The sequence below is a fragment of the Escherichia sp. WS1265 genome (assembly GCF_046487585.1).
In the GTDB taxonomy this organism is placed as follows: Bacteria; Pseudomonadota; Gammaproteobacteria; order Enterobacterales; family Enterobacteriaceae; genus Escherichia; species Escherichia coli.
The window spans coordinates 135,702-150,978 of the sequence record NZ_JBJQJE010000007.1 but is presented as its reverse complement, the minus strand read 5'-3'; the positions used below and the strand labels follow the sequence as shown (position 1 = coordinate 150,978).

General features: G+C 52.5%; 9 protein-coding genes. 4 read left to right on the top strand and 5 right to left on the bottom strand.

Annotated features, from left to right (window positions below):
* Window positions 1-2: 2 nt before the first annotated feature.
* Window positions 3-338: an ethanolamine utilization microcompartment protein EutS gene (gene eutS / locus ACJHX3_RS09405; protein WP_001401155.1), complete on the bottom strand. Its 336-nt coding sequence runs from the start codon at window positions 336-338 to the stop codon at window positions 3-5.
* A 292-nt stretch (window positions 339-630) separates the two neighbouring features.
* Window positions 631-2,910 carry an NADP-dependent oxaloacetate-decarboxylating malate dehydrogenase gene (gene maeB / locus ACJHX3_RS09400; RefSeq protein WP_000342645.1) on the bottom strand — a complete coding sequence of 760 codons (2,280 nt, stop codon included), beginning with the start codon at window positions 2,908-2,910 and terminating at the stop codon, window positions 631-633.
* Window positions 2,911-3,198: 288 nt separating this feature from the next.
* Between maeB and tal the strand changes: the two genes are divergently transcribed.
* Both tal and tkt read left to right on the top strand, forming a co-directional pair.
* On the top strand, window positions 3,199-4,149 hold the full coding sequence (tal, locus tag ACJHX3_RS09395; RefSeq protein ID WP_001003734.1) for a transaldolase: 951 nt from the start codon (window positions 3,199-3,201) through the stop codon (window positions 4,147-4,149).
* Between the two features lie 19 nt (window positions 4,150-4,168).
* Window positions 4,169-6,172, top strand: a complete 2,004-nt coding sequence (gene tkt / locus ACJHX3_RS09390; RefSeq protein WP_000087280.1) for a transketolase — start codon at window positions 4,169-4,171, stop codon at window positions 6,170-6,172.
* A gap of 102 nt (window positions 6,173-6,274) precedes the next feature.
* Here the strand turns inward: tkt and ACJHX3_RS09385 are convergent, their stop codons facing one another.
* The 3 genes from ACJHX3_RS09385 to aegA form a co-directional block, all read right to left on the bottom strand.
* Window positions 6,275-7,318, bottom strand: coding sequence for a DUF1176 domain-containing protein (locus ACJHX3_RS09385; protein WP_094321840.1), 1,044 nt, complete (start codon window positions 7,316-7,318; stop codon window positions 6,275-6,277).
* Between the two features lie 125 nt (window positions 7,319-7,443).
* Entirely contained in the window at window positions 7,444-8,019 is a 576-nt protein-coding gene (gene nudK, locus ACJHX3_RS09380; protein WP_094308042.1) for a GDP-mannose pyrophosphatase NudK, read from the bottom strand.
* 67 nt (window positions 8,020-8,086) lie between these two features.
* Window positions 8,087-10,066, bottom strand: a complete 1,980-nt coding sequence (gene aegA / locus ACJHX3_RS09375) for a formate-dependent uric acid utilization protein AegA (protein WP_094321839.1) — start codon at window positions 10,064-10,066, stop codon at window positions 8,087-8,089.
* Window positions 10,067-10,271: 205 nt separating this feature from the next.
* Here aegA and narQ point away from each other — a divergent pair, with 205 nt between their 5' ends.
* Entirely contained in the window at window positions 10,272-11,972 is a 1,701-nt protein-coding gene (gene narQ / locus ACJHX3_RS09370) for a nitrate/nitrite two-component system sensor histidine kinase NarQ (protein WP_001445869.1), read from the top strand.
* 163 nt (window positions 11,973-12,135) lie between these two features.
* Window positions 12,136-15,249, top strand: a complete 3,114-nt coding sequence (gene acrD, locus ACJHX3_RS09365; RefSeq protein WP_001273136.1) for a multidrug efflux RND transporter permease AcrD — start codon at window positions 12,136-12,138, stop codon at window positions 15,247-15,249.
* Window positions 15,250-15,277 lie beyond the last annotated feature (28 nt).

Here is a 15,277-nt window from a genome sequence, read left to right as displayed (position 1 = left end):
TATTAACTTTTGGTCATTTCACAAAGCGTATAATTTAATAAAAGCCCTAAACCGCTGACGGTTTGTGATAACGCTTCTTCTACTGCACCCACCGAGCCATAAATCACCAACGCGCCGCTAAAACGGTCGAGAAAACCGATATGCACATCGGCGGCTTTTAGTGCTAAATCACCGGCGATCATCGCCGTTTCGCCGGGAGTTAGCGTCATAATGCCGATTGCGCCCGCATCAGGAACGCCGATTTTCTTCGCCAGTTCCTCGCCGGGATGCGCGATGAGATGCGCCAGTGTGACCTGTTTGCCGGGCACAAATTCCTGAATGATGCGTTCTTTATCCATGAGTCGCCGCCTGTGAAAAACTTTCGTGTATCGTGACAATTTTTCGTCAGAGTAAATAACAAAATTCGGCAAGCGCGTTTAAAAGGTGAGGTAGATCACTAAGAATGGAGAGATATTTACTGTTATGAATAAACTTTCATATGCGAGGCATGAATATAAATAAAATAATATCGAGATATTTTATATACTGCTTTTTTTATTATTCGCAAACTCAGTAATAAGCTTTGCTAATATATTTCAGGAAAACCGCTTACCCTGAATATTCAGGGTAAGCGTGAGAGTTAAGAATGAATTACAGCGGTTGGGTTTGTGCTTCAACCACGGCTAGCGCCACCATGTTGACGATACGACGTACCGATGCGATCGGCGTTAACACGTGAACCGGTTTCGCCACGCCCATCAGCACCGGGCCGACAGTCACACCTTCCGAGCTGGAAACGCGCAATAAGTTGTAACTAATGCGGGCAGCTTCCATGTTCGGCATCACCAGAATATTAGCGGAACCTTTCAAAGGGCTGTCCGGCATACGGTCGCTGCGAATCGCTTCCACCAGCGCTGCATCGCCGTGCATTTCACCATCAATCATCAGTTCTGGTGCACGTTCCCTGACCAGTTCCAGCGCCTGACGCATTTTGCTCGACGACGGGCAGTCAGAAGAACCAAAGTTGGAGTGCGACAACAGAGCCACACGCGGCTCAATGCCAAAACGACGAACAGTTTCTGCCGCCATCAAGGTGATCTCCGCCAGCTCTTCTGCGTCTGGTTCGTCATTGACGTAGGTATCGGCAATAAAGGTGTTACCACTCGGCAGCAGCAGCGCGTTCATGGCACCTGCGGTGTGAACGCCATCGCGATAACCAAAGACATTTTTTACCACGCTAAAATGTTCATGATAATCGCCCACCGTACCGCAGATCATTGCATCGGCTTCGCCACGCTGAACCATGATTGCGCCGATCACTGTCGGATTACTGATCAGCGCACGCTGAGCCTGTTCCTGAGTGACACCGCGACGCTTCATGATCTGGAAGTATTCAGTCCAGTACTCTTTAAAGCGCGGATCGGATTCGTTATTGACGATCTCAAAATCAACACCCGCTTTGATCTGCAAGCCCAGTTTCTGAATGCGCATTTCGATCACGTTCGGACGACCGATAAGGATCGGTTTCGCCAGCCCCAGCGTTACCAGTTCCTGAGTGGCATGCAGAACGCGCGCCTCTTCCCCTTCCGGCAGAACGACGCGCTTCGGCGCTTTGCGAGCCTGGGAAAAAATCGGCTTCATAAACAGGTTGGTTTTGTAAACGAACTCCGTCAGCTTGTCGATGTAGACGTCGAAATCAGCAATCGGACGCGTCGCCACGCCCGACTCCATCGCGGCTTTAGCGACCGCAGGAGCGATCTTAACGATCAAGCGCGGATCAAACGGTTTTGGAATGATGTATTCCGGACCAAAGCTCAGATCCTGATCGCCATAAGCTGAAGCCACCACTTCACTCTGTTCCGCATGGGCCAGTTCTGCAATCGCGCGTACTGCCGCCAGTTTCATCTCTTCATTGATAGCCGTTGCGCCAACGTCCAGCGCGCCACGGAAGATGAACGGGAAGCAAAGAACGTTGTTCACCTGGTTCGGGTAGTCGGAACGACCGGTGCAGATGATGGCATCCGGACGCACTTCTTTCGCCAGCGGCGGCAGAATTTCCGGTTCCGGGTTCGCCAGCGCCAGGATCATTGGCGCTCGAGCCATTTTCTTCACCATTTCCTGGGTCAGCACTTTCGGGCCGGAACAGCCGAGGAAAATATCCGCGCCTTCAATCACATCATCGAGGGTACGTTTGCCGTCATCCACCACCGCATATGCGGCTTTGGTTTCCGCCATGTTTGGCTCACGGCCCTGATAGATAACGCCTTTTGAGTCGCAAACCACGATGTTATGTTTTTGCAGACCCAGCGCTACCAGCAGGTTCATACAGGCGATTGCTGCGGCACCCGCGCCGGAAACCACCATCCGCACGTCAGAGATGTTTTTCTCCACCACGCGCAAACCGTTGAGGATGGCGGCAGTGCTGATGATTGCCGTGCCGTGCTGATCGTCGTGGAATACCGGAATATTCATCCGCTCGCGCAGTTTCTGTTCAATATAGAAACATTCTGGCGCTTTAATGTCTTCGAGGTTGATGCCGCCGAAGGTCGGTTCAAGCGCGGCGACGACTTCAATAAATTTGTCCGGGTCGAGTTCATCAACTTCAATGTCAAATACATCAATCCCGGCGAATTTCTTAAACAGAACACCCTTGCCTTCCATCACCGGTTTGCCTGCCAGCGCGCCAATGTTGCCTAACCCCAGCACCGCCGTACCGTTAGAGATCACCGCTACCAGGTTACCGCGCGCGGTATATTTGTAGGCTTTTAACGGGTCTTTTTCGATTTCAAGACAAGGTGCGGCAACGCCTGGTGAGTAGGCCAGCGCCAGATCGCGCTGCGTTGCCAGAGGCTTGGTTGGAGAAACCTGGATTTTCCCTGGAACTGGAAATTCATGGAAATCAAGTGCACTTTGTTTTAACTGGTCATCCATTTGGTTGTTCCTTTCACGTAACGTTCACAAATAAAGTGTGTGGGCAACAGCCCCTGCCCACAACGTGGCGCACATTATTACCTTGCCGGAGTCTACAGACTTTGAGCAAGTCCAAACTCTCACCATTAATATAATGTTTTGGTAATAATCCTATAACACTGATGTTACCTGCTTAATCCAGCAATACCATGCCTGTCTGCTATGCTTTTTTGATGCGTTTAGCGAAATTTCTCAGAAGTGTGAATTAACGCACTCATCTAACACTTTACTTTTCAAGGAGTATTTCCTATGAACGAGTTAGACGGCATCAAACAGTTCACCACTGTCGTGGCAGACAGCGGCGATATTGAGTCCATTCGCCATTATCATCCCCAGGATGCCACCACCAATCCTTCGCTGTTACTCAAGGCTGCCGGATTATCACAATATGAGCATTTAATAGACGATGCTATCGCCTGGGGTAGAAAAAATGGCAAGACCCAGGAACAACAGGTGGTCGCAGCGTGTGACAAACTGGCGGTAAATTTCGGTGCTGAAATTCTCAAAATCGTACCCGGTCGCGTGTCAACAGAAGTTGATGCACGCCTCTCTTTTGATAAAGAAAAGAGTATTGAGAAGGCGCGCCATCTGGTGGACTTGTATCAGCAACAAGGCGTTGAGAAATCACGCATTCTGATCAAGCTGGCTTCGACCTGGGAAGGAATTCGCGCGGCAGAAGAGCTGGAAAAAGAAGGTATTAACTGCAACCTGACGCTGCTGTTTTCTTTTGCACAGGCGCGGGCCTGTGCAGAAGCAGGCGTATTTCTGATTTCGCCGTTTGTCGGGCGTATTTATGACTGGTATCAGGCACGCAAGCCGATGGACCCGTATGTGGTGGAAGAAGATCCGGGCGTTAAATCGGTGCGCAATATCTACGACTACTATAAGCAACACCACTATGAAACCATTGTGATGGGCGCGAGCTTCCGTCGCACCGAACAAATCCTCGCCTTAACCGGCTGCGATCGACTGACTATCGCACCGAATTTGCTGAAGGAGCTGCAGGAAAAAGTTTCGCCAGTGGTACGTAAATTAATCCCACCTTCTCAGACGTTCCCACGCCCAGCTCCCATGAGCGAAGCGGAGTTCCGTTGGGAGCACAATCAGGATGCGATGGCGGTAGAAAAACTGTCTGAAGGCATTCGTCTGTTCGCCGTTGATCAACGCAAACTGGAAGATCTTCTTGCCGCCAAACTATAAACCAGCCACGGAGTGTTATATGTCCCGAAAAGACCTTGCCAATGCGATTCGCGCACTCAGTATGGATGCGGTACAAAAAGCCAATTCTGGTCATCCCGGCGCGCCGATGGGCATGGCTGATATTGCCGAAGTGCTGTGGAACGATTTTCTTAAACATAATCCTACCGACCCAACCTGGTATGATCGCGACCGCTTTATTCTTTCCAACGGCCACGCGTCGATGCTGCTCTACAGTTTGCTGCATCTGACCGGTTACGACCTGCCGCTGGAAGAGCTGAAGAACTTCCGTCAGTTGCATTCAAAAACCCCAGGTCACCCGGAGATTGGCTATACGCCAGGTGTTGAAACCACCACCGGTCCACTTGGACAAGGTTTGGCGAACGCCGTCGGACTGGCGATAGCAGAGCGTACACTGGCGGCGCAGTTTAACCAGCCGGATCATGAGATCGTCGATCACTTCACCTATGTGTTTATGGGCGACGGCTGCCTGATGGAAGGTATTTCCCACGAAGTCTGTTCGCTGGCGGGCACGCTGGGACTGGGCAAGCTAATTGGTTTTTACGATCACAACGGTATTTCCATCGACGGTGAAACCGAAGGCTGGTTTACCGACGATACAGCAAAACGTTTTGAAGCCTATCACTGGCATGTGATCCACGAGATCGACGGCCACGATCCGCAGGCGGTGAAGGAAGCGATCCTTGAAGCGCAAAGCGTGAAAGATAAGCCGTCGCTGATTATCTGTCGTACAGTGATTGGCTTTGGATCGCCGAATAAAGCAGGTAAGGAAGAGGCGCATGGCGCACCGCTGGGGGAAGAAGAAGTGGCGCTGGCACGGCAAAAACTGGGCTGGCACCATCCGCCATTTGAAATCCCTAAAGAGATTTATCACGCCTGGGATGCCCGCGAAAAAGGCGAAAAAGCGCAGCAGAGCTGGAATGAGAAGTTTGCCGCCTATAAAAAGGCTCATCCGCAACTGGCAGAAGAGTTTACCCGTCGGATGAGCGGTGGTTTACCGAAGGACTGGGAGAAAACGACTCAGAAATATATCAATGAATTACAGGCAAATCCGGCGAAAATCGCTACCCGTAAGGCTTCGCAAAATACGCTTAACGCTTACGGGCCGATGCTGCCTGAGTTGCTCGGAGGTTCGGCGGATCTGGCTCCCAGCAACCTGACCATCTGGAAAGGTTCTGTTTCGCTGAAGGAAGATCCGGCGGGCAACTACATTCACTACGGGGTGCGGGAATTTGGCATGACCGCTATCGCCAATGGCATTGCGCACCACGGCGGCTTCGTGCCGTATACCGCGACGTTCCTGATGTTTGTTGAATACGCCCGTAACGCCGCGCGGATGGCGGCACTGATGAAAGCGCGGCAGATTATGGTTTATACCCACGACTCAATTGGCTTAGGGGAAGATGGTCCGACCCACCAGGCTGTTGAGCAACTGGCCAGTTTGCGCTTAACGCCAAATTTCAGCACCTGGCGACCGTGCGATCAGGTGGAAGCAGCGGTGGGCTGGAAGCTGGCCGTTGAGCGCCACAACGGACCGACGGCACTGATCCTCTCCAGGCAGAATCTGGCCCAGGTGGAACGTACGCCGGATCAGGTTAAAGAGATTGCTCGTGGCGGTTATGTACTGAAAGACAGCGGCGGTAAGCCAGATATTATTTTGATTGCCACCGGTTCAGAGATGGAAATCACCCTGCAAGCGGCAGAGAAATTAGCGGGAGAAGGTCGCAATGTACGCGTAGTTTCCCTGCCCTCGACCGATATTTTCGACGCCCAGGATGAGGAATATCGGGAGTCGGTGTTGCCTTCTAACGTTGCGGCTCGCGTGGCGGTGGAAGCAGGTATTGCCGATTACTGGTACAAGTATGTTGGTCTGAAAGGGGCAATTGTCGGGATGACGGGTTACGGGGAATCTGCTCCGGCGGATAAGCTGTTCCCGTTCTTTGGCTTTACCGCCGAGAATATTGTGGCAAAAGCGCATAAGGTGCTGGGAGTGAAAGGTGCCTGATGGTGATCGCCGGATGCTGTATGTTCCCCTCACCCTAACCCTCTCCCCAGAGGGGCGAGGGGACGGTCCATGCGCTTTTTAGGGGCGCATCTGGGATTTTGTTTAACGGGTGATCCACAACGTGGGCCAGGCGTCTGGCCCATGCCAGTTATCACAGGTGGGTTCTGCGGCGTAACGCACCAGGCGAAAACGCTGACCGTCAAAGCGCCAGCGCGCCTGAATGCCACAATCGCTTAATCCGCGCCCTTTTGCTAAGGTCACCAGTTTACGCGATTTTTCATCGAATGTTGCGTTCATCAGTTCCAGTTCATTCGTCTCCTGACCGCTGTTGAACGGCAAACGTAACCGAACCGGGCGCGAGGCCAGTGGCTTTTTACGCGACACAATCCAGGCCAAATTAATGGTGTTATAGGCCCCTGCCTCACAGCTAATCATCATCAGCGCTTTATCATCGGTCAGCGCAGTGACATTTACCTCTCGACGCAATGAATCAAGCGAGCAGCGCAGACCATTCATCCGCCAGTTTCCATAATCCAGCAAATCGTTGCGTTCTTCGAGTGAGAGTGGCGTCGGCGTTGGGTTAACCACCGCGACCTCTTTCAGCGCAGGCGCGGGCGGTACGCTGAGCGGCGGTTCGTCCCCTTTCTTTATCCACGCGGTTTCACTGCCAACGCGCTTTTGCTGAGCATCAATAAACAACAACGCCGCTTTTAAGCCATTCAGAGAAATGGTCTGATTGCCATCGCGTAAGGTGATTGCCTTCCCTTCCTGAATCAGCTGCAAAAACGCGGTGATGGTTGCCGTATCATCGGTTACTAATAACCATGGTGAAATCCGCCACTTGTCACCACTTAACGCCAACGGCTCGCCATCTAACAGCAGCCGTGGCGCTATCTCCCCTTCTGACGCATCCGGCGACTTCAATCCGCCGCGCTCAATACGTAAAACGGCATCGGTATGCGCCCCGGCGCTGCGGCTCAGGGTCATCACCAGTCCATTATGATCGCCCGTATTGCGCGCCACACAAAAATTTTGATTATTACAGGTGACCTGCCAGTCGGAAAACGCCCGTTGCGCTGGTGCCGCCCACACCAAAGACGTCGGCAACAAAGCGAAAAAAAAGAGAAGGAAAATGCGATAGCGCATGGACGGTACGACCCCAGAAGTTCAAACAAACAGCACAAGTCGTATCTTCGTTGCGCAGGTAGCGCGGCTCAATCGGATTTGTCGGATTGAGCCAACAATAAACAACGAAATATTATTGTTATTTTTCAGTCCATTAAATGTGACGTTTGCAAATAGTTAAGCAATAACAACGTCTTACCGTCACGTATCTCGCCGGTTTTGATCATCTCCAGCGCCTGGCTGAACGGCAGCTCGAGCACTTCAATATCTTCATCTTCGACACCGCCACCGGCGTTAGCGCGCTGATTGTCACTGTATTCGGCGATAAAAAAGTGGATTAGCTCAGTCACACCGCCTGGGGACATATACAGTTCAAATAATTTGCGCACTTCGCCCACTTCATAGCCCGTCTCTTCAATCGCTTCTTTGCGAATGCACACTTCCGGTTCGTCGTTATCCAGCAGCCCGGCGCAGGTTTCAATCAGTTGCCCGCTTTCATTGCCATTAACCCAGGTAGCGACACGGAACTGACGAATCAGAACCACGGTCTTTTTCTTCGCGTTGTACAGGAGGATCGTCGCACCATTACCGCGATCGTAAACTTCACGTTTATGACGGATAACTTCGCCATCTTTGCGCGTGAGATCGTAAGTAATGTTGTGCAGGGTGAAATAGTTATCGGAGAGAATTTTGTCTTTAATGAGGGTGATTTGTTGCGTCATACCGACTCCACAGCGCGAAATGAACAATTATCTTACGCTGTGAAGCCGGGTTTGTCTGCGCAGGCTATCAGTGAGATTTGACTGATTTTACCCCCAGCCAGTCAATAATCCCCTGTGCCGCATGACGTCCTTCTGCCATTGCGGTAACCACCAGATCCGCACCACGCACGGCGTCACCACCGGCGAAGATTTTCGGATTCGTGGTCTGATAACGGTACTGGCTTTCCACATTCGCGATGATGCGGCCCCATTTGTCTACCGTTACACCGTGCGATTCCAGCCACGGCATCCCGTGTGGATTGAAGCCAAACGCCATAATCACCGCGTCGGCTGGCATGACAAATTCACTGCCTTCCACCGGCACTGGACGCCGACGCCCCTGGGCATCCGGCTCGCCAAGACGCGTGCGCAGGAAACGAATTCCGCAAACGTGACCTTGCTCATTCAGCTCAAGCGCCACCGGCTGGACGTTAAATTCAAAGTTGGCCCCCTCTTCGCGGGCGTTCTTCACCTCTTTCTTCGAGCCTGGCATGTTAGCTTCATCACGACGATAAGCGCAGGTGACGTTACTCGCGCCGTGGCGCAGCGCGGTACGCACACAGTCCATCGCGGTGTCGCCGCCGCCCAGTACCACGACGTTGAGTCCGGCGGTATTGATAAACGGCTCTTCCGGTAGCTCTTCGAGTCCCATCACCTGTTTAGTGTTGGCGATGAGGAACGGCAGCGCGTCATAAACGCCTGGCGCATCTTCATTGGGTAAACCCGCTTTCATGGAACGGTAAGTGCCTACGCCAACGAAGACCGCGTCGTATTGTTCCAAAAGCGAATCCAAAGAGACATCTTTACCCACTTCACAATTGAGTTCGAAGTGAATCCCCATCGCGCTGAAGATTTCCCGACGGCGTGCCAGCAGGGATTTATCCAGTTTGAAAGAAGGAATGCCGAAAGTGAGCAAGCCACCAATTTCTGGATGGCGATCGTACACCGTCACCGCCACGCCATTGCGGGTCAGAACATCCGCACAGGCCAGCCCTGCCGGACCCGCACCGATAATCGCCACCCGCTTGTCCACTTTGGTGACATGGCTTAAGTCAGGACGCCAACCTTTCGCCAACGCCTGATCTGAAATGTAGCGTTCAATGTTGCCGATAGTTACTGCACCGTGCTCATCGCGAATAGTACAGGCTCCTTCACACAAACGGTCTTGCGGACAAACGCGTCCGGTAATTTCCGGCAGAGTGTTGGTCTGGTGAGAAAGCTCGACGGCGGCGTCGATGTTTCCGGCTTTCACCAGTTCAATCCACTGCGGAATATGGTTATGCAGCGGGCAGGTCCATTCACAAACGCTGTGCTCGCCGCACTTAAGGCAGCGCGAGGCTTCCCGTTGTGCCTGATCGGCACGGAATGGCAGATAAATTTCATCAAAACCGGTTTTACGCGCTTCAATCGCCAGTTTGTCCGGCTCGCCACGCGCGGGCGTTGCCTGCATTTGCTCGACTTTACTCATTACCGGCATTTCTTGAGCCGCGGTACTGGCATGCCACGGTTGATGTTCCTGACGTGCGGTACGCAAGCGGCGGGATTTCGCCATGCCGGAGAGTGCGGCATCAGTGACCAGTTGCAGCGCGTCTGCCGGGCAATTCTCGACACAGGCAGGACCGTTTTCGCGCCCTGCACAAAGGTCGCATTTATGCGCCGTGGCTTTTACTTTTCCTGCCGCGACGGGGGTAAGGACGATTTGCATCGTACCAAATGGACAGGCCACCACGCAGGATTTACAGCCAATACACTTTTGCTGATTGACCTGAATGCTGTCATCAACGTGGCTGATTGCGCCATTAGGGCAGCTACGGGCGCAGGGCGCATCTTCGCAATGGTGACAGGTCACTGCACTACGTTGCTGCTGATGTTTGATAACCGTAATTCGGGGATGAAAATGGTGTTGGCTCAAGACATGTTGTTCATCATTGTGAGCCATGACACAGGCGATTTCACAAGCATGACACCCCAGACATTGCTGACTGTTGGCCATAATAAAACGATTCATAACGACCTTCTTTTTTGGTTGTAAAAACCTTATTCTTTATATGAGTGTTGTTATTACCCGACTTACAGGGGAATCGGCAATGTTCATGTGCCCAGAATAAGTAACTATTTCGCTATAAACTGTGGCAGATCAAATAATCCCATCACTGACTAAATTGTGTTTCAGCGAACTGGAACATTAATGATTTTTTGTGGAGAAGACGCGTGTGATTGTTAAACGACCCGTCTCGGCCAGTCTGGCCCGGGCCTTTTTTTACATTGTGCTGCTGTCGATTCTTTCCACGGGTATCGCTCTGCTAACTCTGGCGAGCAGTTTGCGCGACGCTGAGGCTATCAATATTGCCGGATCGCTGCGTATGCAGAGTTACCGCCTGGGCTACGACTTGCAAAGTGGCAGTCCACAACTCAATGCACATCGCCAGTTATTTCAGCAGGCACTGCATTCACCGGTATTAACCAATCTCAACGTCTGGTATGTGCCAGAAGCAGTAAAAACCCGCTATGCGCATCTGAATGCCAACTGGCTGGAGATGAATAATCGGCTCAGCAAGGGCGACTTGCCGTGGTATCAGGCCAATATTAATAATTATGTTAATCAGATAGACCTGTTCGTGCTGGCTTTACAGCACTACGCTGAACGCAAAATGCTGCTGGTGGTGGCAATTTCCCTGGCTGGCGGCATCGGTATTTTCACGCTGGTCTTTTTTACTTTGCGCCGCATACGCCATCAGGTGGTTGCCCCGCTGAATCAGCTGGTTACCGCCAGTCAGCGTATTGAACACGGGCAGTTCGACTCGCCGCCGCTGGATACCAGCCTGCCGAATGAGCTTGGCCTGCTTGCAAAAACCTTTAACCAGATGTCGAGCGAGCTACATAAATTGTACCGTTCGCTGGAGGCGTCAGTAGAAGAAAAGACCCGCGATCTCCACGAGGCCAAGCGTCGTCTGGAGGTGTTGTATCAGTGTTCGCAGGCGCTGAACACCAGCCAGATTGATGTGCATTGTTTCCGCCATATTTTGCAGATTGTTCGCGACAATGAAGCGGCTGAATATCTGGAGTTAAATGTCGGTGAAAACTGGCGGATTAGCGAAGGGCAACCAAACCCGGAATTGCCGATGCAGATTTTACCGGTGACAATGCAAGAGACGGTTTACGGCGAACTGCACTGGCAAAATAGTCACGTTTCATCATCAGAACCGCTGCTTAATAGCGTTTCGTCGATGCTGGGACGCGGTTTGTACTTTAATCAGGCGCAGAAGCATTTTCAGCAGTTATTGTTGATGGAAGAACGTGCGACCATCGCCCGCGAATTGCACGACTCGCTGGCTCAGGTACTTTCTTACTTACGTATCCAGTTGACGTTACTGAAGCGTTCGATACCGGAAGATAATGCCACCGCACAAAGTATCATGGCCGATTTTTCCCAGGCGTTGAATGATGCTTATCGGCAGTTACGCGAGCTGTTAACTACTTTCCGCCTGACGCTGCAGCAGGCGGATCTCCCCTCCGCGTTGAGGGAAATGCTGGATACGTTACAAAATCAAACCAGCGCCAAACTGACCCTCGACTGCCGTCTGCCAACCCTGGCGCTGGATGCGCAAATGCAGGTGCATTTGTTGCAAATTATTCGCGAAGCGGTGCTGAATGCGATGAAGCACGCCAACGCCAGCGAAATCGCCGTTAGCTGCGTCACCGCGCCGGATGGCAATCACACAGTCTATATTCGCGACAACGGGATTGGCATCGGTGAACCGAAAGAACCCGAAGGCCATTATGGTCTGAATATCATGCGTGAACGCGCGGAAAGATTGAGTGGGACGCTGACTTTTTCGCAACCTTCCGGCGGCGGCACGTTAGTGAGTATTAGCTTTCGCTCCGCGGAGGGTGAGGAAAGCCAGCTGATGTAATGCCTCCGACTGACCAAAGAATACTGGCACTTAAGGTTCAGTATAAAAGGGCATGATAATTTACATTAACTCCTTTTTTTCTCCACGATTGGCTCGTACCTTGCCGCTACAGTGAAGCAAGTCAAGCCTACAACGATACGCAGAAACACGAGGTCCTCTTTTAATGGCGAATTTCTTTATTGATCGCCCCATTTTTGCCTGGGTGCTGGCAATCCTGTTGTGTCTGACAGGGACCCTGGCGATTTTTTCATTGCCCGTTGAACAATACCCCGATCTCGCGCCACCGAATGTGCGAGTGACCGCTAACTATCCCGGCGCATCGGCCCAGACGCTGGAAAACACCGTGACCCAGGTTATCGAGCAAAATATGACCGGTCTCGATAATCTGATGTATATGTCATCTCAGAGCAGCGGCACCGGTCAGGCATCTGTCACTTTAAGTTTTAAAGCAGGCACCGATCCGGACGAAGCCGTGCAGCAAGTACAAAACCAGCTGCAATCTGCCATGCGAAAGTTACCGCAGGCAGTGCAAAATCAGGGCGTGACGGTGCGTAAAACCGGCGATACCAACATTCTGACCATTGCCTTCGTCTCTACCGATGGTTCGATGGATAAACAGGATATTGCCGATTACGTTGCCAGTAATATTCAGGATCCGTTAAGCCGCGTGAATGGCGTTGGGGATATCGATGCCTATGGTTCGCAATATTCCATGCGTATATGGCTGGACCCGGCGAAACTCAACAGTTTCCAGATGACGGCTAAAGATGTCACTGATGCCATTGAGTCACAGAACGCGCAGATTGCGGTTGGGCAACTTGGTGGTACGCCTTCCGTCGATAAGCAGGCGCTCAACGCCACCATTAACGCCCAGTCACTGCTGCAAACACCAGAACAGTTCCGCGATATCACCTTGCGGGTGAATCAGGACGGCTCAGAGGTAAGGCTGGGCGATGTCGCCACCGTCGAAATGGGGGCAGAGAAATACGATTATCTTAGCCGCTTCAATGGTAAGCCAGCCTCCGGGTTGGGGGTAAAACTGGCCTCCGGCGCGAACGAAATGGCGACAGCGGAGCTGGTGCTCAATCGTCTCGACGAGCTGGCGCAGTATTTCCCGCACGGACTGGAATACAAGGTGGCGTATGAAACCACCTCGTTTGTTAAAGCCTCCATTGAAGACGTGGTGAAAACGCTGCTGGAAGCTATCGCTCTGGTTTTCCTCGTTATGTATCTGTTCCTGCAAAACTTCCGCGCCACGCTGATACCCACTATCGCCGTGCCGGTGGTGTTGATGGGAACCTTCTCCGTACTTTACGCCTTCGGTTACAGCGTCAACACCTTAACCATGTTCGCAATGGTACTGGCGATCGGTCTGCTGGTGGATGACGCCATCGTGGTGGTGGAAAACGTCGAACGTATTATGAGTGAGGAAGGACTCACTCCTCGCGAAGCCACACGTAAATCGATGGGGCAGATCCAGGGGGCACTGGTCGGGATTGCGATGGTGCTTTCGGCGGTATTTGTACCAATGGCCTTCTTCGGCGGCACCACCGGTGCCATCTATCGCCAGTTCTCTATTACCATTGTTGCGGCGATGGTGCTGTCAGTACTGGTAGCGATGATCCTCACTCCGGCTCTGTGTGCCACGCTACTTAAGCCACTGAAAAAGGGTGAGCATCACGGGCAAAAAGGCTTTTTTGCCTGGTTTAACCAGATGTTTAACCGCAACGCCGAACGCTACGAAAAAGGGGTGGCGAAAATTCTCCACCGCAGCCTGCGCTGGATTGTGATTTATGTCCTGCTGCTTGGCGGCATGGTGTTCCTGTTCCTGCGTTTGCCGACGTCGTTCTTACCGCTGGAAGACCGTGGCATGTTTACTACCTCGGTACAATTGCCCAGCGGTTCAACCCAACAACAGACCCTGAAAGTCGTTGAGCAAATCGAGAAATATTACTTCACCCATGAAAAAGACAACATCATGTCGGTGTTTGCCACTGTTGGTTCTGGCCCTGGGGGTAACGGGCAAAACGTGGCGCGAATGTTTATCCGCCTGAAAGACTGGAGCGAACGCGACAGTAAGACCGGCACCTCGTTTGCCATTATCGAGCGTGCAACGAAGGCGTTTAACAAGATTAAAGAAGCTCGCGTTATCGCCAGCAGCCCGCCAGCAATTAGCGGTCTTGGCAGTTCTGCGGGTTTTGATATGGAGTTGCAGGACCACGCTGGAGCAGGTCACGATGCGCTGATGGCAGCACGTAACCAGTTGCTGGCGCTGGCGGCGGAAAACCCGGAGCTAACCCGTGTGCGCCATAACGGCCTCGACGACAGTCCGCAGTTGCAGATTGATATCGACCAGCGTAAAGCTCAGGCGCTGGGCGTTGCTATCGACGATATTAACGACACACTGCAAACCGCCTGGGGTTCGAGCTATGTGAATGACTTTATGGATCGCGGTCGCGTGAAGAAAGTCTATGTGCAGGCAGCTGCGCCGTATCGCATGCTGCCAGATGACATTAATCTCTGGTATGTCCGAAATAAAGATGGCGGCATGGTGCCCTTCTCTGCTTTCGCGACCTCACGCTGGGAAACAGGCTCGCCGCGTCTGGAACGCTATAACGGTTATTCTGCGGTAGAGATTGTCGGGGAAGCCGCACCGGGGGTCAGTACTGGTACGGCGATGGATATTATGGAATCGTTAGTGAAGCAGCTGCCAAACGGCTTTGGTCTGGAGTGGACGGCGATGTCGTATCAGGAGCGGCTTTCCGGCGCGCAGGCTCCGGCGCTGTACGCCATTTCCTTGCTGGTGGTATTCCTGTGTCTGGCGGCGCTGTATGAAAGCTGGTCGGTGCCGTTCTCGGTAATGCTGGTCGTGCCGCTGGGGGTTATCGGCGCGCTGCTGGCAACCTGGATGCGCGGGCTGGAAAACGACGTTTACTTCCAGGTGGGCCTGTTAACGGTCATTGGTTTATCGGCGAAAAACGCCATCCTGATCGTCGAGTTTGCTAACGAGATGAACCAAAAAGGCCACGACCTGTTTGAAGCGACGCTCCACGCCTGCCGTCAGCGTTTACGCCCGATTCTGATGACCTCGCTGGCATTTATCTTCGGCGTATTGCCAATGGCAACCAGCACGGGTGCCGGTTCCGGTGGTCAGCATGCGGTGGGTACTGGCGTAATGGGCGGGATGATTTCGGCCACTATTCTGGCTATTTACTTCGTGCCGCTGTTCTTTGTGCTGGTGCGCCGCCGCTTCCCGCTGAAGCCGCGCCCGGAATAAGCAATAAAAAAGGCGACATGCCAATGTG

What these genes read in the sequence shown, in the direction of transcription:
- eutS (WP_001401155.1), bottom strand. Translation starts at nt 338, where the DNA reads ATGGATAAAGAACGCATCATTCAGGAATTTGTGCCCGGCAAACAGGTC.
- maeB (WP_000342645.1), bottom strand. Translation starts at nt 2,910, where the DNA reads ATGGATGACCAGTTAAAACAAAGTGCACTTGATTTCCATGAATTTCCA.
- tal (WP_001003734.1), top strand. Translation starts at nt 3,199, where the DNA reads ATGAACGAGTTAGACGGCATCAAACAGTTCACCACTGTCGTGGCAGAC.
- tkt (WP_000087280.1), top strand. Translation starts at nt 4,169, where the DNA reads ATGTCCCGAAAAGACCTTGCCAATGCGATTCGCGCACTCAGTATGGAT.
- ACJHX3_RS09385 (WP_094321840.1), bottom strand. Translation starts at nt 7,318, where the DNA reads ATGCGCTATCGCATTTTCCTTCTCTTTTTTTTCGCTTTGTTGCCGACG.
- nudK (WP_094308042.1), bottom strand. Translation starts at nt 8,019, where the DNA reads ATGACGCAACAAATCACCCTCATTAAAGACAAAATTCTCTCCGATAAC.
- aegA (WP_094321839.1), bottom strand. Translation starts at nt 10,066, where the DNA reads ATGAATCGTTTTATTATGGCCAACAGTCAGCAATGTCTGGGGTGTCAT.
- acrD (WP_001273136.1), top strand. Translation starts at nt 12,136, where the DNA reads ATGGCGAATTTCTTTATTGATCGCCCCATTTTTGCCTGGGTGCTGGCA.